The sequence below is a fragment of the Bacillus sp. ISL-77 genome (assembly GCF_018613105.1).
The window spans coordinates 112,237-131,965 of the sequence record NZ_JAGGQY010000043.1 but is presented as its reverse complement, the minus strand read 5'-3'; the positions used below and the strand labels follow the sequence as shown (position 1 = coordinate 131,965).

The 19,729-nt window shown below is 38.4% G+C and carries 15 protein-coding genes and 4 tRNA genes; 15 read left to right on the top strand and 4 right to left on the bottom strand.

Going from position 1 to position 19,729, the window contains the following annotated elements:
• Window positions 1-13 precede the first annotated feature (13 nt).
• Window positions 14-931 (bottom strand): nuclease-related domain-containing protein, encoded by a 918-nt coding sequence (locus tag J7E77_RS18245; RefSeq protein ID WP_214716231.1) that lies wholly within the window; start codon window positions 929-931, stop codon window positions 14-16.
• 223 nt (window positions 932-1,154) lie between these two features.
• Between J7E77_RS18245 and J7E77_RS18240 the strand changes: the two genes are divergently transcribed.
• From J7E77_RS18240 to rlmH, 14 genes are all read left to right on the top strand, one after another.
• Window positions 1,155-2,447, top strand: coding sequence for an adenylosuccinate synthase (locus J7E77_RS18240; RefSeq protein WP_214716229.1), 1,293 nt, complete (start codon window positions 1,155-1,157; stop codon window positions 2,445-2,447).
• A gap of 314 nt (window positions 2,448-2,761) precedes the next feature.
• A tRNA-Lys gene (locus tag J7E77_RS18235) sits at window positions 2,762-2,837 on the top strand.
• 36 nt (window positions 2,838-2,873) lie between these two features.
• A tRNA-Glu gene (locus tag J7E77_RS18230) sits at window positions 2,874-2,945 on the top strand.
• A 65-nt stretch (window positions 2,946-3,010) separates the two neighbouring features.
• A tRNA-Asp gene (locus J7E77_RS18225) sits at window positions 3,011-3,087 on the top strand.
• A gap of 7 nt (window positions 3,088-3,094) precedes the next feature.
• Window positions 3,095-3,167, top strand: a tRNA-Phe gene (locus J7E77_RS18220).
• A 393-nt stretch (window positions 3,168-3,560) separates the two neighbouring features.
• Window positions 3,561-4,982 carry a peptidoglycan DD-metalloendopeptidase family protein gene (locus J7E77_RS18215; protein ID WP_214716228.1) on the top strand — a complete coding sequence of 474 codons (1,422 nt, stop codon included), beginning with the start codon at window positions 3,561-3,563 and terminating at the stop codon, window positions 4,980-4,982.
• 278 nt (window positions 4,983-5,260) lie between these two features.
• Entirely contained in the window at window positions 5,261-5,971 is a 711-nt protein-coding gene (gene yycF, locus J7E77_RS18210; RefSeq protein ID WP_214716227.1) for a response regulator YycF, read from the top strand.
• Window positions 5,972-5,976: 5 nt separating this feature from the next.
• The gene (gene walK, locus J7E77_RS18205; protein WP_168241411.1) at window positions 5,977-7,803 is read left to right on the top strand and encodes a cell wall metabolism sensor histidine kinase WalK; all 1,827 of its coding nucleotides are present in this window, start codon (window positions 5,977-5,979) and stop codon (window positions 7,801-7,803) included.
• A complete protein-coding gene (locus tag J7E77_RS18200; RefSeq protein ID WP_214716226.1) occupies window positions 7,800-9,122 on the top strand; it encodes a YycH family regulatory protein in 1,323 nt (440 codons plus the stop codon). Before walK ends, J7E77_RS18200 begins: the two co-directional genes overlap by 4 nt.
• Entirely contained in the window at window positions 9,109-9,909 is an 801-nt protein-coding gene (locus J7E77_RS18195; RefSeq protein WP_214716225.1) for a two-component system regulatory protein YycI, read from the top strand. The genes J7E77_RS18200 and J7E77_RS18195 overlap by 14 nt, the downstream gene beginning before the upstream one ends.
• Window positions 9,910-9,915: 6 nt before the next feature.
• Window positions 9,916-10,710, top strand: a complete 795-nt coding sequence (locus tag J7E77_RS18190; RefSeq protein WP_214716224.1) for an MBL fold metallo-hydrolase — start codon at window positions 9,916-9,918, stop codon at window positions 10,708-10,710.
• 234 nt (window positions 10,711-10,944) lie between these two features.
• Window positions 10,945-12,186 (top strand): S1C family serine protease, encoded by a 1,242-nt coding sequence (locus J7E77_RS18185; RefSeq protein ID WP_214716223.1) that lies wholly within the window; start codon window positions 10,945-10,947, stop codon window positions 12,184-12,186.
• A gap of 154 nt (window positions 12,187-12,340) precedes the next feature.
• Window positions 12,341-12,499 carry a CxxH/CxxC protein gene (locus J7E77_RS18180; RefSeq protein ID WP_088084854.1) on the top strand — a complete coding sequence of 53 codons (159 nt, stop codon included), beginning with the start codon at window positions 12,341-12,343 and terminating at the stop codon, window positions 12,497-12,499.
• A gap of 101 nt (window positions 12,500-12,600) precedes the next feature.
• Window positions 12,601-13,080, top strand: a complete 480-nt coding sequence (gene rlmH, locus J7E77_RS18175) for a 23S rRNA (pseudouridine(1915)-N(3))-methyltransferase RlmH (protein ID WP_214716222.1) — start codon at window positions 12,601-12,603, stop codon at window positions 13,078-13,080.
• Window positions 13,081-13,391: 311 nt separating this feature from the next.
• On the opposite strand, the gene J7E77_RS18170 is transcribed toward rlmH, so the two are convergent.
• From J7E77_RS18170 to J7E77_RS18160, 3 genes are read right to left on the bottom strand one after another with little or no spacing between them, the layout of a single operon-like run.
• The gene (locus J7E77_RS18170) at window positions 13,392-14,279 is read right to left on the bottom strand and encodes a transglutaminase family protein (RefSeq protein WP_214716221.1); all 888 of its coding nucleotides are present in this window, start codon (window positions 14,277-14,279) and stop codon (window positions 13,392-13,394) included.
• A gap of 2 nt (window positions 14,280-14,281) precedes the next feature.
• Window positions 14,282-15,241, bottom strand: a complete 960-nt coding sequence (locus J7E77_RS18165; protein WP_214716219.1) for an alpha-E domain-containing protein — start codon at window positions 15,239-15,241, stop codon at window positions 14,282-14,284.
• Window positions 15,238-16,752: a circularly permuted type 2 ATP-grasp protein gene (locus J7E77_RS18160; RefSeq protein ID WP_214716217.1), complete on the bottom strand. Its 1,515-nt coding sequence runs from the start codon at window positions 16,750-16,752 to the stop codon at window positions 15,238-15,240. The genes J7E77_RS18165 and J7E77_RS18160 overlap by 4 nt, the downstream gene beginning before the upstream one ends.
• A gap of 291 nt (window positions 16,753-17,043) precedes the next feature.
• Here J7E77_RS18160 and J7E77_RS18155 point away from each other — a divergent pair, with 291 nt between their 5' ends.
• Window positions 17,044-19,728: a response regulator gene (locus J7E77_RS18155; RefSeq protein ID WP_214716216.1), complete on the top strand. Its 2,685-nt coding sequence runs from the start codon at window positions 17,044-17,046 to the stop codon at window positions 19,726-19,728.
• The last annotated feature ends 1 nt before the right edge of the window (window position 19,729 follow it).

Genomic DNA, 19,729 nt, shown 5'->3' with positions numbered 1-19,729 from the left:
CACTTAGGACTGACTAATCATTCGAAAAGACATAATTTGCTGATTTACCGTGCCCTATGTATTTAAAGTTCCTAGCAAGAATCCTCCTAATAGTTTTCTCCGACTTAATAATCTTACACCACTCAAAAATAGCCTTTGTGGTAATTTTTCGATCAGGAAAAAGAAGCATCAATTCAGTTACACTCCGTAAAACAGCCGACTCTACTCCCTCCGTGCAGCCACAATTGCCACACACCAATTTCGTTCCCTTAAGATCAGAAAAAAAGGAGTAGCATTTCGGACAAAGGGTCCCTTTTTCCAATTGGCCATAAGCGTAAGCTGGTAAGCGCGGGTACGGTAGGTCGATTAGATGAAGAGCTACTAATTGCTCAGCTAATTTGAAGTGTCTTTTATTCAATTTTGCCGGCTTCGTATTTAACTTTTTCAAAAAGCAGTTCAGCTGTGTTGGAAAAACAATAGAAGGATTTATTGAGGTTTGATATAAATGAAACTCGGGGTTAATGAAGATAAGGTAGGATTCCAGCGGATAATGATATCCGAGGTCGCGGAGCAAGGATCGAAGCAAAGTTTCACAACGGCTCAATTGGTGTAACGGATTCTTTCCGTCTTTTTTAGCGCTAATATACCATTTATCACCTTCAACATAGTGGTCACCTTCATAATTTTTCACATCTAAAGGGTAAATGGTGTCCTGCGAAATAAGTAAGGTATCAATTTGAAATTTAGAATTGTTATACTCAAGTAATAAATCATGGATAATAAGCCAATCCTCGGAAAGCCCTTCTAACCATACATCACTCTTTTTCTCCCCTTCGTATCCTTTTTTAAGATTTAAATAGTTAGTTACTTCCTTATCTGATAAACTCATTCGAACATTTAATGATCTTAAAATTATTATTTCCGATCGCTCTTGCCGATGTTTAATAATCATATTCCACATCCTTATTATTATTTTACGAAACTATAATTCTATTTTATGGAAAAATATCCAAATTTGCAAGATGCGATATTGATAGATTCCTAAATTAATATTTTACGAACATAATAATATGTACTTATATAAAACGTTCGTGTTTTGTTTGCTTTTAGCCATGAAAGTTGGTAAACTTGTGTATGGAAAATAGAAAATCGCATTTAATTTGGAGGTGCCTTATATGTCATCAGTAGTAGTGGTTGGGACGCAATGGGGAGATGAAGGAAAGGGTAAAATTACCGATTTCCTTTCAGAAAATGCCGAGGCAATTGCCCGTTACCAGGGAGGAAACAATGCAGGACACACCATTAAGTTCAATGGAGAAACATACAAATTACATCTAATTCCATCAGGAATATTTTATAAGGAAAAAGTCTGTGTAATTGGAAATGGTATGGTTGTTGATCCAAAGGCACTTGTAACCGAACTTGCCTACTTACATGAAAAGGGCGTTACAACCGATAATCTTCGTATCAGTAACCGTGCCCATGTCATCCTTCCATATCATTTAAAACTTGATGCAGTGGAAGAGGAAAGTAAGGGCGCTAATAAAATTGGAACGACTAAAAAAGGGATTGGACCTGCCTATATGGATAAGGCAGCTCGCGTGGGGATTAGAATCGCTGACCTGCTCGAACACGATGTATTTGAAGAAAAGCTTGATCGTAATTTACAAGAGAAAAATCGTTTGTTCGAACGTATTTATGAGACTACAGGATTTACGAAGGAAGAAATCCTAGAAGAGTATTATGAATATGGTCAGCAAATTAAACAATATGTTTGTGATACATCAGTTGTATTGAATGATGCCTTAGATGAAGGCAAACGGGTTCTTTTTGAAGGCGCACAGGGTGTCATGCTTGATATTGACCAAGGTACATACCCATTCGTGACCTCATCTAACCCAGTAGCCGGCGGTGTGACGATTGGGTCTGGTGTCGGACCATCTAAAATCACTCATGTGGTTGGAGTGTGTAAGGCATACACTTCTCGTGTTGGTGATGGACCTTTCCCTACTGAACTAAATGATGAAATCGGCGATCGCATCCGCGAAGTTGGTCGTGAATATGGCACAACAACTGGGCGTCCTCGTCGAATTGGCTGGTTTGACAGTGTGGTAGTTCGCCATGCTCGCCGTGTAAGTGGCTTAACCGACCTGTCCCTCAACTCGATTGATGTACTATCGGGTATAGAGACATTAAAGATTTGTACTGCCTATCGTTATAAAGATGAATTGATTACAGAATATCCTGCAAGCTTAAAGGTTTTATCACAGTGCGAACCTGTCTTTGAAGAATTACCTGGCTGGAGTGAGGATATTACTGGAGTTAAAACATTAGATGAATTACCTGAAAATGCACGTCATTACGTGGAACGTGTAACACAGCTTACTGGAATTCCGTTAACTACGTTCTCTGTTGGACCAGATCGTAATCAAACAAATGTAGTCCGCAGCCCATGGAGACAAATCTAAAAGCGGAAGCGCCTTGGCGCTGGAGTTATATAGATCTAATTGATAAAATGAAGCCCTCGATTTAGAGGGCTTCAAATCTTTTAAAAAGTTTTTTTAAAAAAAGTATTGCGTTGAATAGATAGTCCGTGATATTATAAAAAGCGTCGTCACAATACGACAAAGTTTTTAGTACGAGCCATTAGCTCAGTTGGTAGAGCACGATCGAATAAGCTTCCTTGAAATAGCATCAGGGCACACGCCGAGCTGCTACTTGAATAAGCTTCCTGAGGCGTGGGCATCCGGCGAATTAATGGATTAGAGAATCATTTTAGTACGAGCCATTAGCTCAGTTGGTAGAGCATCTGACTTTTAATCAGAGGGTCGAAGGTTCGAGTCCTTCATGGCTCACCAAAGTTTTTTGCTTTTGCAAAATAACTTTTAATATATGGCCCCTTGGTCAAGCGGTTAAGACACCTCCCTTTCACGGAGGTAACACGGGTTCGAGTCCCGTAGGGGTCATGGCTTTTGATTGTCAGTAAGAGGCTGGCAAGGACGGTTTCCTTGCTGACAATCAATTAAATATTGGTCTGGTAGTTCAGTTGGTTAGAATGCCTGCCTGTCACGCAGGAGGTCGCGGGTTCGAGTCCCGTCCAGACCGCCATATAAGTGGCTCAGTAGCTCAGTCGGTAGAGCAAAGGACTGAAAATCCTTGTGTCGGCGGTTCGATTCCGTCCTGAGCCATAAAAAGAGAAGCTTGCATTTGCAGGCTTCTCTTTTTAGTTAAAAATTGCGATTGTAATCCCAGTGTAATAAAACCACCTCTTTTTTACAAAGGAACCATTAGTTTTTGTCGATTATTGTAATAATTATATCCTCCTCCTTCAGAACTAGAAAAACCCTTATTTAATAGGGACTTTCCCCTACTTTTTAAAAAGAAAAACACGGAAATCTAATTAGAATATTTCACGTAAATGTAGGTAAATGTCAGTAATTATACATTTTTGTTACAGTATAAAGACTATTAATCTATTTACAAAAAATTATGTTAAAGTATAGAAGGTCTAAAATACTGGGGAATTCTTTAGTGGGTAAACACTAGATTAAGAGGGTTTTACCGTGGTTTAGGGAGGAAAAATGCTACTTTTCAATAAGGTATCAAAAACAAAAAAGTTATTTCTTAAGACAACGATTGCTACTACAATCGCATCATCGCTGATTGCATTTAGTAACGGACCGGTTGCTTTTGCAGATACATCAAAATCAACCAAGGATTATGACGTATATCTGGATGGTACATATATAGGAAATATTGCAGATAAAGCTGTTGTAAATAAAATAATTGCTGCAAAAGTCGATGACAGCAACAATATCGATCAACAGGTGCAAAACATTCCATATCAAGTATTTCCGTCTGCTGCAAACAATCAAGAAACAGTCCGAACTATTAAGAGTATATTCCAACTTCAAACAGAGGCCTCTGCGATTATTATTGATGGTAAGCCCGTTGTTTACGTAGATAATCAAAATACAGCTGAAGAAGTTATGAATAAGCTAATCCAACAATACGTGCCGGAGGATCAATTAACCGAACTTAAGGCCAGAAGAGCTTCCGTCAATTCGACATTACCAGCATTAAAAGAAAATGAGTCTCGTCTATTAGACGTTCGATTATCAAAAAATGTTTCCTTTTCAGTAGAAAATATTGTTCCAGAAAAAATGATGTCAGCCGAAGAAGCAGTAACCTTTTTACAAAAAGGTACATTAGAAGAACAGAAATATGTGATTAAAGAAGGCGATGTGCTCGAAATGATTGCACAAAACCACGACTTGACACTGGCGGAGATCTTAGCAGTGAATCCCGGACTAAAAGGGGATACGCTCTTAAAAATCGGCGAAAAAATTAATATTACCGTTCCAAAACCATTTATCGAAGTGATTATTGATAAAGAAGTAAATAAAAAGGAAGAAATTCCATTTAAAAATACAGTTGTTGAAGACTCTTCCTTGCTAAAAGGTGAGACAAAGGTAAAACAAGAGGGGAATAGTGGCTCGCGGTCTGTTACCTATAAAATTACTGAACAAAATGGTGTAGCAGTGCAGAAAGTGGAGTCAAATGCGACAGTCCTTGAACAGCCTGTGAATCAGATTGTTATCAAAGGAACAAAAGTCATTCCGTCTCGTGGGGAAGGAAACTTTGCTTGGCCGACTGTAGGTGGGTATGTATCCAGTAAACAAGGGCCTAGATGGGGCAGAATGCACAAAGGCATTGATATTGCCAGACCAAGCAACAGAACAATAAAGGCAGCCGATAATGGCGTCGTTGTTTCTGCTGGCTGGGGCGGCGGTTATGGGAATAAAATTGTCATTGACCATCAAAATGGTTTCCGTACCCTTTATGGACACATGTCGTCGCTCAAAGTTAGGGCAGGCCAGACGGTTTCAAAGGGTACTAGTATAGGTGTAATGGGAGCTACGGGAGATGCAACAGGTATACACTTGCATTTTGAAGTGTATAAGAATGGCAGCCTAGTAAATCCACTTTCCTATTTAAGATAAAAGGTAAGTCTCTAGATGATACTAGAGACTTTTCTTATTTTTATGGCTGTGTTAAAGGTTATTGTTGATTTTAAAGCCTACGTTGATTGGGGCGGAAATCAACAGCCCAGTTTAACAGAGCCTTTTTTATAAATAGAAAATATTGTTATTCCAATCTTGCCAAATGCTACTTATAGGTGAATTTATGCCAATAACATGATACAGTAATCTAGTATAGTTATGACTTCTAGAGCATTTGTTAAATAGATTAGATCGACTAAATGATAAGGAGAGATGGTATGGAAAAGAAAATTCTTGTTGTTGATGATGAAAAGCCAATTGCAGATATCTTACAGTTTAACTTGAAAAAAGAAGGATACGTTGTCTATTGTGCTTATGACGGAAACGAAGCACTCCAGTTGGTTGATGAAATCCAACCAGACTTAATCCTCTTAGATATTATGCTTCCATTACGAGACGGGATGGAAGTTTGCCGTGAAGTCCGTAAGAAGTATGAAATGCCGATTATTATGTTGACTGCCAAAGACTCTGAAATTGACAAAGTCTTAGGTCTTGAACTCGGTGCGGATGATTATGTAACCAAACCGTTTAGTACAAGAGAATTGATTGCGCGCGTAAAAGCTAACTTGCGCCGTCACCAGCAAATTCTGACGCAGCCAGATGCAGAGAACGAAACCAATGAAATTGAAATTGGTTCACTTATCATCCATCCTGATGCTTATGTCGTTTCAAAACGCGGTGAGACAATCGAGCTTACGCACCGTGAATTTGAATTGCTTTACTATTTGGCTAAACATATCGGTCAAGTGATGACGAGGGAACACCTCCTGCAAACGGTTTGGGGTTACGATTACTACGGAGACGTGCGGACCGTTGATGTAACGGTTAGAAGATTGCGGGAAAAAATTGAGGACAGCCCGAGTCATCCAACGTGGATTGTTACTCGCCGCGGAGTTGGATACTATTTGCGGAATCCTGAACAGGAGTAAGATGAATGAGAAAGGTTGGTTTCTTTCGCTCTATAAACGTAAAATTCGTTATCATCTATGTCCTCCTTATTTTAGTAGCCATGCAAATTATCGGTGTTTATTTTGTCAAACAGCTTGAAGAAACATTACGGACAAACTTCCAGACTTCGATAAAGCAACGGGTTGATTTGCTTGCCTACAATCTGGTTGAGGAAATGGAGAAAGAGAGAACGCCTGAAGATCCAACACTCGAAGAGGATATCAAAAAAATCCTCAGAGACTTTGATGCAGGTGATATTTCGGAAGTTCGGGTGATTGAAAACAGATCCCTTAAAATTCTTGGTACCTCACATCCCAGTAACCAAGGGGTGGTTGGACAAAGGACAACAGAGCTCCGAATCAAACAATCAATGGTTTTAGAAGAGGATCAAAGCGCAATATTAATCGACCCCCAAACAGGCCATCGGATTTGGGTCCTCTCTACTCCGATTATGTCTGGTAAAAAAGTAATTGGTGCGATCTACCTTGTCGCAAAAATAGAAAATGTCTTTGAACAAATGAAAACCATTAATGGGATTTTTGCTACAGGGACAGCGATTGCCTTATCGATTACAGCTATATTAGGGATATTATTAGCCCAAACCATCACAAGACCGATTGCTGATATGAAGAAGCAGGCCTTAGCGATGACCAAGGGTAATTTTTCACGGAAAGTAAAAGTATATGGCAATGATGAAATTGGGACACTGGCCGTTACGTTTAATAATTTAACGAAAAAGCTCCAGGAAGCACAGGCGATGACCGAAGGGGAACGTCGGAAGCTGTCATCTGTTTTGTCCTATATGACGGATGGTGTAATTGCTACCGACCGGAAAGGCCGGGTTATTTTAATCAATGAACCAGCGGCAGAAATGCTGAATGTTTCACGTGAAACAGTTCTGACCCAGCCAATTGTATCGTTATTAGATTTAGATGATACCAATTCCTTCGAAGACTTATTGGAGGAAAAGGATTCGATCATTTTAGATTACAGTACAAAAACCGAGCGTTATTTCCTGCGTGCCAATTTCTCTGTGATTCAAAAAGAGACGGGCTTTGTCAATGGATTAATTGCGGTTTTGCATGATATCACGGATCAAGAAAAAATTGACGCCGAACGAAGAGAGTTTGTCGCCAATGTATCCCATGAACTTAGGACACCGCTAACGACAATGAGGAGTTATTTAGAAGCTCTTGCAGATGGTGCCTGGCGGGATGAGGAGATTGCTCCGGAATTTTTAGAAGTGACGCGGACCGAAACAGAAAGAATGATTCGCTTGGTCAATGACCTGCTCCAGCTTTCAAAAATGGATAGTACGGATTACAGGCTGAAAATCGAATGGGTAAACTTCGTCGACTTCTTCCACCGCATCATTGACAGGTTTGAAATGTCGAAGGAACAAAACGTCACTTTTAAAAGAAAACTCCCGAATCATGTGATATTTGTTGAAATTGATGAAGATAAAATGACACAGGTCTTATACAATATTATTTCAAATGCCTTAAAGTATTCACCTGAAGGCGGAAACGTTACATTTTCGATTAAAGAGATGGACGATAAAATTATTGTCAGCGTAACAGACCAAGGCATGGGGATTCCGAAAGAGAATATTGGAAAGATTTTTGATCGTTTTTATCGTGTCGATAAAGCAAGAACTCGGAAACTAGGCGGTACGGGCCTAGGTCTGGCGATTGCAAAGGAAATGGTTAATGCTCATGGTGGGGCAATCTGGGCAACAAGTGAGGAAGGGAAAGGAACAAAGATTTCCTTTTCGCTCCCATATGAACGTTCTGAAGAGGATGAATGGTCATGAGATACGAAAATATTAAATCAGGGATTTTAACCTTTTTAGTTCTGGTTAGTATTCTTTTAACATGGAATCTTTGGACCTACCAGCCTAATTATGACACGATGGAAAAGAGTAATACGGTAGCTGAAGTCACCTTAAGTGAAAAACAAGAGGTCCAAAAGATCGTCAGGCCTGACCAGGTGTTTTTTCACGTGAAGGGTCAGCATTATGGAACCAATAACACAGAAGAGATCGAAAAGGTTCTCAAGCAATTAAGCAGTTGGGCCTTTTTTGATGTAAAAAAATATACAAACGAAGTGAAGAACATTAAGGAATTAATCCATGGCAGCGGCAATGCGGAAATTATTTTTCCAGGAGAAGTCCCGATTGAGTTATATCGCAGTGTTTTAAATATTGAGGGTAAAAAAATACCTTCTTTCACCTTCAATCGAATCATTGTCAATGTTGAGAATTCAGAAAAGGAAAATGGGATAGTTTATTTTGTTTCCACTGAACATCAGCAAGTATATATAAGTCATATTTCTTCTGCTCATTTAAGTGAATTTAATCGTAATATTTATAAAAATGCAGCGCAGTTCCCACGTCATTTCGCCTATGAAGCTTCTGAATGGCGGACGATTTTTCTTCCAGAAACTGAAACAGAAATGACAACCTATAAATATTTGCCTGTTAATCTTGATTCTGAGGAATTTAAAGAAGCACTTTTCAGCGATCCTAGTTTTGTGCAAAAAAGCTTCGTCCCTTCAGGGGAGGAATATACGAACGATTCTAGTAAAATGACGTTGAATTTCGAAAGTAACGTCCTTCGCTATGTCAATCCAACCGTGGAAGAGAATTTTGTTAATAGCTCTTATGATTTAGTCAAACGGAGTATTGACTTTGTGAATGAACATGGCGGCTGGACAGACCCTTATCGCTATGTTGATAAAAATGAACTTAATCACTCCGTAACCTTTCGTTTATACAGCATCGAAGGCTATCCCGTCTTTAACGGAAACGGGATTGCTGAAATTAGTGAGGTTTGGGGCCGAGATGAAATCAATCAATATATTCGGCCAAATATTTCTTTGGAGCTTCCCCTTACAACGGAAATGAAAAAGGTCACACGCCCATCGGGGCGTGATGCACTGGAATTTTTACAAAACAAAAAGAATTTTAAGCCAAGTCTTCTTGAAGAAATGATCTTGGGCTATCGGATGGAAAGGGATTCAGATGAGAATAAGCTAATCCTTTTAGAACCCGCCTGGTTCTATCGCTATGATAAAACATGGGGACAGATTACGATGGAAGACCTAGGAGGATTGCAGCATGGATTGGAGTAAGATTAAAACAATTTTTATTATAACGTTCTTAATTTTAGATGTTTATCTCTTATTTCAATTCATGAAAGTCCGTGATGCCAATAAATATGAAGTGATTACGGAGGCCTCGTTTGAAGAAAAACTGAAAGCGGATGAAATCAAATTTGTGGACCTTCCCAAGGATCCCATTAAGGCTCAATACCTCAATGCAAAGCCAAAGATGTTTAATCAAGAAGATATTAAAAAACTTAAGGGACAGACTGTTGTTCTAAGCGGAATCGGGACAACCTCTCTTCATGCCAAATTAGAGAAGCCACTGCAGTTAACTAATAAGTTTGAACCGGCAGAGCTTTCTACCTTTTTAACGGATAATGTGCTTTTTGGAGAGGATTATCAATTTGGAGAGAAAAGTAACAAAGATCAAACGATCACTTACTATCAACGATCGGAAAATTTCCCGTTGTTTAAGAATATTAATGGGATGATCACATTTAAAGTGAATGAAGCTGATCAAATTGTATCTTATGAACAGACCTTCCTGGAGGAAATGGAAACTTTAACAGCAAAAGAAGAAATTCTTAAGCCGTTAAAGGCGATTGAAACCTTGCACCAGAAAGGGATGTTGAAGTCGAAGAGTAAAATTACCAGGGTAGAGCTTGGCTACTCCACACTCATCCAGTTGGCTGCTTCACAAGTATTAGCACCAACTTGGCGCTTTGAGGTCGATGGTAAGGAGAGCCTGTTTGTGAACGCATTTGAAGGGCAGATTATTCAATTTAACAGCGATGAAAATAGTAAATTGGAGTGAAATAGCATGTCTTTAAGTTATAGCATTCTTGCAAGCGGGAGTACAGGGAACGCCCTTTATGTGGAGTCTGATGAACATTCGTTTCTAGTTGATGCTGGGTTTAGCGGTAAGCAAATGGAGGCACTGTTTGGACAAATTGACCGTGATATTAGTAAACTTTCCGGGATTTTTGTCACGCATGAGCACAGTGACCATATTAAAGGAATTGGGATTCTCGCCCGTAAATATCAGTTGCCTGTATACGCGAATGAAAAAACTTGGCGGGCGATGGAACACTCGGTCGGCGCGATTCCAACGGAGCAAAAGTTTGTTTTTAATATGGAAACTGTGAAGAGCTTTGGTGCTGTTGATATTGAATCATTCGGGGTATCACATGATGCTGCAGAACCCATGTTTTACGTTTTTCATCATGGAGGAAAGAAACTTGTCTTAATCACGGATACAGGTTATGTCAGTGACAGGATGAAGGGGACCATCTCCAATGCAGATGTGTATATTTTTGAATCCAACCATGATGTTCAAATGCTTCGGATGGGCAGATACCCATGGAATATTAAACGAAGAATTTTAAGTGATGTGGGCCATGTCTCCAATGAGGACGCAGCCTTTGCGATGAGTGATGTGGTTGGCGATCAAACCAAGCGAATTTATCTTGCCCATTTAAGCATGGATAATAACATGAAGGACTTAGCAAAAATGGCAGTAGCCCAGACCCTTCAGGAGCGTGGGCTGATTGTTGGCGAACAATTTGGCCTTTACGATACAGACCCGAAAATCCCTACTGCCTTAACGGCTGTGTAGATATTTTAAAAGAATGAAGAGCCTTTGTATAGGCACTTCATTCTTTTTTTATTGGCTATGTTGATTGGAGCGCAAATCAACAGGCCAATATTTATGAAAAAACTATGAACAAAGTCGTAAGTTTTTATTAATACAAGGTAATTATTTAGTAATTTATAGATGAACGAGTATAATTGTAATTATAAGCCAAAATAAACGGTAGCAATCTTTTCGGAAAGTGAGGAATGATGTAAAGTGGGTTATTATGATGATCATTCACAAAACCGCTTCAGGGAACAGAAAGGAAACAGGGGTGGAGTTTTCCTAGCCAGCGTAGTTGGTGCGATACTTGGTGCAATTTTAGTAATTATTGCTATTCCAGCCTTATCCAATCGTGGGTTCCTCCCCTACCAAATTGATTCAAATGAAAACAATGCAGTAGAATCAACTAACAATAATAATGATCAGAATATCATCCAAAAACAGGTTTCCTATGATGTGAACACAAATACAACGAAGGCAGTTGAAAAAGCAGCTGATGCTGTGGTCGGAATCAATAATATCCAGTCCACCAGCTTTTGGTCTGATGATCAAGCCGATTCAGAGGAAGAAGCCGCTGGAACGGGCTCAGGAGTTGTCTATAAGAAGGCTGGAGGTAAAGCTTTCGTTGTCACAAACCATCATGTGGTTGAAGGGGCAACAAAGCTGGAAGTAAGTTTGATTGACGGGACAAAGATCCCTGCTAAGCTGCTCGGCAGTGATGTCTGGACTGATTTGGCTGTCCTCGAGGTCGATGCGGACAAGATAAAAAAGGTAGCTGAATTTGGTGATTCCGATAGTTTAAAAATGGGTGAACCCGTTATCGCGATCGGGAACCCGCTTGGCGCAACCTTTTCAGGGTCGGTCACACAAGGAATTATCTCTGGACTTAAGCGGACGATTCCGGTTGATATTAATCAGGATGGATTAATCGACTGGAATGCAGAAGTACTGCAAACCGATGCGGCCATTAATCCAGGAAACAGCGGCGGGGCCTTAATTAATATTACTGGCCAGCTAGTTGGAATTAACTCCATGAAAATTGCGCAAAATGCAGTTGAAGGAATTGGATTATCCATCCCAATCAATTCGGCCCGGCCAATTATCGATGATCTTGAAAAGTTTGGAACGGTTAAACGTCCATATATGGGAGTGGATTTAAAATCAGTCTCTGAAATTCCAGCCTACTATCAAGAAGAAGCGTTGAAATTGCCTCGATCAATCAATTATGGTGTAGCCTTACGACAAGTCGTACCAAATTCTCCAGCCGCTCAAGCAGGCTTGCAAGAGTTGGATGTCATCGTAGAGATGGATGGGCAAAAAATTAACGACGTCATCGATCTTCGGAAACATTTGTACCAGAAAAAGAAAATTGGCGAGCAATTGGAGATTAAATATTACCGTGAAGGTAAGTTGAAGCAAACGACATTAAGATTAGCAGCAGAAACAACTCAATAAAAGCGTGGGCAAAACAGGAAAGTGAACCGTTCACTTTCCTGTTTTTATTTGTGTTATGATGTATAAGTTATTGCGTTATTTCGTATGACAGGATGATATAAAGTAAACAATAGCTTTAATGAAATGTATAAGTGTAGGAAAGGTGAAGTAGAAAATGATTTATTGCTGTGAGGAACATGTGGATATTGCCTTAGATACGATTGTGGATGATTTTGAGACTTTTCCCGTTTTGTCGAAAATAGATGTGGATAACTTATCAACAAACTGTGAATATTGTCAAAATACGGCTACATATGTTGTGGCGAACAAATGATTCCATACAAGATGTGGATAAAAAATGTGAATATGTGGATAACTTCTGTGGATATCTTGTTTGTAAGCTGTTTGTAATCAAGTTGAAAAGGGCTGTGGATTGTGAATATCTCGATTGTTACGGTTGGTAAATTGAAAGAGAAATATTTAAAACAGGGTATTGAGGAGTATTTAAAACGACTGACTGCCTATGCAAAAGTTGATGTCATTGAAGTTGCCGATGAAAAAGCACCTGAAATATTAAGTGAGTTGGAAATGGTCCAGGTAAAGCAAAAAGAAGGCGAAAGAATTTTAGCAAAGATTAGCCAAGATACATATGTAATTGCCTTAGCGATTCAAGGAAAATTAGGCTCATCCGAGGAACTTGCTGATTCACTAGATAAGCTAGCTACCTATGGAAAAAGTAAGATTGCCTTTGTGATCGGCGGGTCATTGGGCTTGAGTGAGGAGGTCATAAAAAGATCTAATGAGCAGCTTTCTTTTTCGCGGATGACCTTCCCCCACCAATTGATGAGGCTCATTCTCGTTGAGCAGATATATAGAGCGTTTCGGATTAATCGGGGGGAACCTTACCATAAGTAGCGGCGGTTTTTTTTATAATAAATTATAATACGCAGACTAACCCTTGAAATGTGCATATGTAAAATAAAGGGTTAGTTTTTCCGTTATAAAAGCAGACATTGATAACATTCTAGCCTAACCTAAGTAGGGATAAGGCATTTGAAAGTAATTGGTTCTTTTCAGTTTTTGAGAAAAATTTTTAATAAATCACTATTAACTATTTATAAATAACTTTTGTGTATAAAGAAAAGGTTGCGGATCATTCTTTAAGTAGCAAGTAAAATAACATATTTACTTTTAAATATAAATCAGGAATCAGCACACTTTTAAATTTAACAGAGATTTTTCCCTTCTTCTTGTATATATTGTATATCAACGAAAACTTTTAAATTTTGATTACTAGAACCTTTATAAACACCTTTTACTGGGACGATATCACTATAGTCACGCCCATAAGAGAGCTTTACATATCGCAAGTCAATTTTACCATTATTGGTTGGATCGAGTCCTACCCATCCGAATGATGGTACGTATGCTTCTACCCAAGCATGGGAAGCGTGTTGAAAATGAGATTGATTACTTTCTATATCACCAATAAAATGATATCCACTTACATATCGTGATGGAATATTGAATATTCTACAAGTTGCTATCATAATATGGGCATAATCTTGGCAAACCCCTCGTTTTAATCTTAATGTTTCTTCTAAGGTTGTATTTACGTTCGTTACTTTTTGATCGTAGGTAAAATTTGAATAGATTGCATTTGAAATTTGTTCAAGCAATTGATAAATACTTTTTGATTGATTTTCATCAATAAATGTATAAACGAATTTTTTTAATTCAGGTGTTATGATAGAATAGGGAGTTTCCATTAAATAATCTGCAAACTTATTTTGGAATTTTTTATTGATAAGGATGGCACGTTCTTCCTCATAGGTTAGCTGACTTCTTTCTCGTTGCTCCGTCACAGTTGTCTCCACAATGGAATCCATTTTAATTGTCAGATGTTGATGTGGGGAATTAATAGTAAAATAATGCACCAGATTCCCAAAATAATCAGTATATGGGAATAATGAAACGGCCGGGTCAATCATAATGGTATGCTCACAACATGATTGACGTCCATCGTTTATGGGAGAAAGCCGGAGCTCATTGACACTGGCCACTACTGGATCTTTGTATGTATATTGGGTAAGATGAGTAATTTTTAATTTCACGCTTAAACAAACTCCTCTTGAAAAAATGTTTTTGTAATGATTACTCCGAGTCTATTAATAGATTCCAGCATGTCAAGAATCAGTTCTAATCCAACAGATTCATAATTTTCACCATCTAAACCTGCAAGATTCTGCTTTAATTTTGTGACAAGCTCTATAGCTTTCTCTGCAAGTAAATCAAATTGATAGTCTTGTTTTTTAATCTTCATTAAAAAGATTTCCAAAGTAGACAAGGAATATCTTACTGAACGAGGGAAAGTAGGATTTAAAATTAAAAATTCAATCACTTTTGCTAAGGTAACGTCATCAGCATAAACTTTTCGAAAGGCTTCATATCCACCAACGGACTTCAATAATACAATTAATCGATTATACTTGGCATGATTACAAAGAGGAAGGGAGTCCTTTGTAAAATTAGTATAGATGCTTTGTAGAATACGGACAGTGTTTTCAGCACTCTCAAGAGATTTACCAGATTGAAAAAAATTCCATTCATGATTCCGAACCATTGTGGAATAGGCAGTTCCGTTAAAAAGGGATAACCATTCTTTTGAATGTTGAAAAAAATTATACGGTGACTGCATCATCATGCTACTTAAGTCTTGCTCATTTAACCAAAGATAAAACTCATTCATTATATCCCATAATTCACCGGGCAAAAGCTGCCGTAAAGCACGCATATTATTTCTTACAAAATAAACACAAGAAAACAAGGAATTTTGATTGATCGGCTCAAACGTTAAAAATTGAAGAGCAGTCGTTTCATTAGCATGTTCAAAGTGTTCTTTAAAAAAATGAATGTCACCAATTGAGGCAATAAGCCTTTCCCATATATATTCATTATCATGACTTTTTAATTCATGACGCATATGGTAATTTACATCAATTATTCTCGTGTAATTTTCTGCTCTTTCCAAATATCGGCCTATCCAGAATAAATTTTCAGCAGTACGATTCATCATTTTTCTTTCACCTCATTTTTATTTTCATCATTGCTAAGGCTTTCCAATATCCATGTATCCTTCGTACCCCCACCTTGGGATGAATTCACCACAAGTGAACCATCTTTTAAAGCTACCCGTGTAAGTCCTCCTGGAACAACATGTACATCTTTCCCCATAAAGACAAATGCCCGTAAATCAATATGGCAGGGTGCTATATTTTTATTTGTAACGGATGGAGAAGTGGACAACTTCATTGTGGGCTGAGCAATAAATTTTTCAGGTGTTCGGATAATCTTTTTAGCAAATGAGCTAATTTCCAGTTCAGAGGCAGTTGGTCCAATTAACATGCCATATCCACCGGAAAGTGACCTTTCCTTGACAACCATTTCAGGCAAATGATTGAGAACATACTCTCTATCAACTTGATTGGAAAGAATATAGGTAGGAACATTTTTTAAAATTGGTTCTTCGTTTAGATAATAACGGATCATCTCTGGTACAAAATTATAGATGGCTTTATCATCGGCAATGCCAGTTCCTGGGGCATTGGCAATAGCGACATGGCCAGCACGGTAAACATTCATTAGTCCTGGAACCCCAAGCAATGAATCTGGACGGAAAGTAAGGGGATCAAGGTATTCATCGTCAATACGTCGGTAAATTACATCAACTTGATGAAGTCCATCTAAGCTTTTCAAATAAACCCTTTGGTCATGAACAATTAAGTCTTTCCCTTCTACGAGTTCAATTCCCATTTCTTGAGCGAGATACGTATGTTCAAAATAGGCAGAGTTATGGATTCCTGGTGTAAGTAAAACAACAGTAGGATTTTTTTTTGACTGGGGAGCAAGGCTTCGTAAACTACTTAATAAAATATTTAAACTTTGATCAATATCTCTAACATGGTGATTAAAATATAATTCTGAAAAAAGATTTACCATGAGGGAACGGTTTTTATAAACATAGGACAACCCTGAAGGAGTTCTTACATTATCTTCTAATACATAAAAATCTCCAGTCTCACTCCGAATTAAATCAATACCGGATATTGGTATATAAACGTTATTTGGAATATTCATTCCTGTCATTTCTTTACAAAAATAAGGGTTAGTAATAACCATGTTCCTTGGAATGATATTGTCTTTAAGTATGTTTTGTTCATGGTACACATCATAAATAAATTGGTTTAATGCACAAATTCTCTGTTTTAATCCTTTTTCTAAAAGTGACCATTCATCTGATGTTACAATTCTAGGAATCATATCAAAGGGAATGGTTCTTTCTAATGATGAATCATTCGGATTTTCATTATACAAAGTAAAGGTGATACCTTGTTTAATCATTTGTGATTGCAAAAAAGAGTTTCGATTATCTAACTCATTTGCCCCCATTTTTGAAAATCGTTGAAAGACAGATTCATAAGGTGTTCGAACTGTACCAAATTGATCAAACATCTCATCATAATAAGAAGATTTTGTGTAATTGGAAAATGAATGTGTTTGTACAGTTTTTAATAAAGGTATAGACATTAGAGCAACCCCTTAAAATTCAACTATTTTACTAATTGTTAAATGTTATGTTTCCTAACATGAACACGGATTATTATATGACACCTATAAACCGCGTTTTGTCGAAATAGCTCCTGAATTTGTGACAAATTTGTGACAAATTTGTGAACTTTTCAAATTTTAAACAAAGTGTTATGATAAATGACATGTAAATAGATATGTAATATTTTGTGACACATAATGTGATATAAAACAAAAAGACGGATTATTTCGAAAAATATAAGAAATAAATGGATATGGGCGGGGGTATGAGTGAGGTTTACAATCGGCAAAAAATTGATCATTGGTTTTCTGGCAGTAGCTATTTTTTTTGGTAGCATAAGTCTGATTTTTTACTATTACATAACAAAAGTAAACGACTCCTATTCAAATTTAATGAATCGGCGGGTGCAGATTTTATCGAACGCAAAAGATATTCAAGTGGTTTCATTACAACAAACCAGTAGTTTACGCGGCTATCTTCTGACTCAAAGCCCGGATTTCTTAATTGACTTGCGAACAGCGAATACACGCTCGAATGACCTTATAAATGAAACCAAATATTTGGTCACTCAACCTGAAACGAAAGATGCCGTAACAAAGTTAGAAGGGCTCAATAAAGAATTCCAGAAAAAATATGAACAATTACTTACAAACTATCAAAATCACAAGGACCAAAAAGAGGCTTTGGATTATTTTGTTACAGAAATTTTACCCATAGGCGTACAGTTGCAGCCACTAGCGAAATTCATTACAGATCGCAATCAACTATTAATGGATGAAGGGATAAAAAGGAATACAGAGCTGGTCCAAAAGGTAAAGGCAACGACCATCCTTTTAAGTGTTTTATCTATTATTTCTACCATTTTGATTGGGCTGCTTTTGTCACGGAATATTATCGGTAATCTATTTAAAATAACGAATGTGATCGCTGGCGTTACCTCCGATTTTAAAGCAGCGACACCATTGCCGCGAATTGAGGTTTCTTCCCAAGATGAAATCGGCGATATCGCCCAAGCTTTTAATGAAATGGCTAAAGCCCTTCAGGAACAAAGCTGGTTAGAGACGAAAATTACAGAAATGGCTACCATGTACCAAGGAATTCATGATTTACAGAACTTGGCGGAGCAATTCATCACGAAGATTACGCCGATGATGGGAGCAAGTTACGGTGTTTTCTATATCAAAAAGGGCTCTGGGGATGGAAAACGCCTCCATAGGCTCGCAGCATATGCTTATAATGGTCAGGACATTGGCTCGCCGGTTTTTTGCTTCGGAGAAGGGCTAGTCGGACAGGCCTCATTGGAAAAGAGAATGATTTTGCTTACCGATATTCCGGAACAATATATTCAAATCTCCTCAGGAACAGGGGCGGCCCAACCGTCAAGCATTATCATCATACCGGTAGAATTTGAAGGGCAAGTCACTGCTGCCATTGAATTGGCATCATTCAATCCATTCAGCCCAATTCAGCAAACGCTGCTGAAACAGATACTGAATCATATTGGGATTACGATAAACAGTGTGGTTGGCCGCATGCAGATAGAAAATCTGCTAAGAGAATCGAAGGTATTAACGGAAGAACTTCAGAGTCAGTCTGAAGAGTTGCGGCTCCAGCAGGAAGAACTACAAAGCATTAACGAAAAGCTTGAGGAACAATATAAAAACGCCGAACAAAAGTCAAAAGAATTAGAAAAGACAAAAATAGAACTGGAAGAAAATGCAGAGCAACTTGTTCTCAGTTCGAAATACAAATCGGAATTTCTCGCTAATATGTCACATGAGCTGCGGACTCCTCTCAATAGCTTGCTGATATTGGCCCGCCTGCTTGCTGACAATGAGGATGGAAATTTAAAGGAGAAACAAGTGGAATTTGCACGTACGATCTATTCATCCGGCAATGACCTGTTTCAGTTAATCAATGACATTTTGGACTTATCGAAAGTGGAGTCGGGAAAAATTGATATCATTCCTGATGCAGTGAACTTAATGAGTATTTGTACTTCTTTGGAGGGTCAATTCCTCCCGGTGGCCCGTCAGAAAGGTCTTAAACTTACTGTACAGCTGGAGTCAGGACTGTCGGATGCCATCTTTACGGATGAATACCGTTTACTTCAAATATTAAAAAATTTGCTATCCAATGCCTTTAAATTTACCAAACAAGGCAGCGTCCTGATGCATATTTTCAAAGCGGGCAAAGAAATTTTATCCAAGCATTCTGAACTGAAAAATATAGATACAGCCTTGGCCTTTTCTATAACAGATACAGGCATAGGGATTCCCAAAGAGCAACAAAGCCTTATCTTTCAAGCGTTTCATCAAGGGGACGGGACGACCAGCCGAAAATACGGAGGTACAGGATTAGGACTTTCGATTAGCAGGGAAATCGCCCAATTATTAGGCGGGGTTATTCATTTTGAAAGCATCGAAGGGATAGGAAGCACTTTTACACTGTTTTTGCCCATTGATGTAGTGGATATTATTTCAGCAACCGGAATCTTCAAGCTAGAGGCTGCTGCGGCGCTTGCCGAATCCTCAACAATGGAGCAAGAGACCCCTTTATTACAAAATAGTGAACCTTTTTGGAATGGCAAGAAAATATTGATCGTTGATGATGATATGCGTAATATATTTGCACTAACTACGGCTCTAGAGAACCGGAAAATGAAAGTGGTTTTTGCAGAAAATGGGCGACAGGGTATTATGGTTTTACAAGAGAATCCGGACATCGATCTCATCCTTATGGATATAATGATGCCCGATATGGATGGATATGAGGCGATTAGCGCCATTCGACAAATACCTCAATATGAAGATTTACCGATTATTACGCTTACGGCTAAAGCGATGAAAAATGACCGGGAAAAATGCATTGAGGCTGGTGCGTCCGATTACATAAGCAAACCTGTTCATTTGGAGCAGCTTTTCTCGCTCATGCAGGTTTGGTTGTACAGATAGG

What these genes read in the sequence shown, in the direction of transcription:
- J7E77_RS18245 (WP_214716231.1), bottom strand. Translation starts at nt 931, where the DNA reads ATGATTATTAAACATCGGCAAGAGCGATCGGAAATAATAATTTTAAGA.
- J7E77_RS18240 (WP_214716229.1), top strand. Translation starts at nt 1,155, where the DNA reads ATGTCATCAGTAGTAGTGGTTGGGACGCAATGGGGAGATGAAGGAAAG.
- J7E77_RS18215 (WP_214716228.1), top strand. Translation starts at nt 3,561, where the DNA reads ATGCTACTTTTCAATAAGGTATCAAAAACAAAAAAGTTATTTCTTAAG.
- yycF (WP_214716227.1), top strand. Translation starts at nt 5,261, where the DNA reads ATGGAAAAGAAAATTCTTGTTGTTGATGATGAAAAGCCAATTGCAGAT.
- walK (WP_168241411.1), top strand. Translation starts at nt 5,977, where the DNA reads ATGAGAAAGGTTGGTTTCTTTCGCTCTATAAACGTAAAATTCGTTATC.
- J7E77_RS18200 (WP_214716226.1), top strand. Translation starts at nt 7,800, where the DNA reads ATGAGATACGAAAATATTAAATCAGGGATTTTAACCTTTTTAGTTCTG.
- J7E77_RS18195 (WP_214716225.1), top strand. Translation starts at nt 9,109, where the DNA reads ATGGATTGGAGTAAGATTAAAACAATTTTTATTATAACGTTCTTAATT.
- J7E77_RS18190 (WP_214716224.1), top strand. Translation starts at nt 9,916, where the DNA reads ATGTCTTTAAGTTATAGCATTCTTGCAAGCGGGAGTACAGGGAACGCC.
- J7E77_RS18180 (WP_088084854.1), top strand. Translation starts at nt 12,341, where the DNA reads ATGATTTATTGCTGTGAGGAACATGTGGATATTGCCTTAGATACGATT.
- J7E77_RS18165 (WP_214716219.1), bottom strand. Translation starts at nt 15,241, where the DNA reads ATGATGAATCGTACTGCTGAAAATTTATTCTGGATAGGCCGATATTTG.
- J7E77_RS18160 (WP_214716217.1), bottom strand. Translation starts at nt 16,752, where the DNA reads ATGTCTATACCTTTATTAAAAACTGTACAAACACATTCATTTTCCAAT.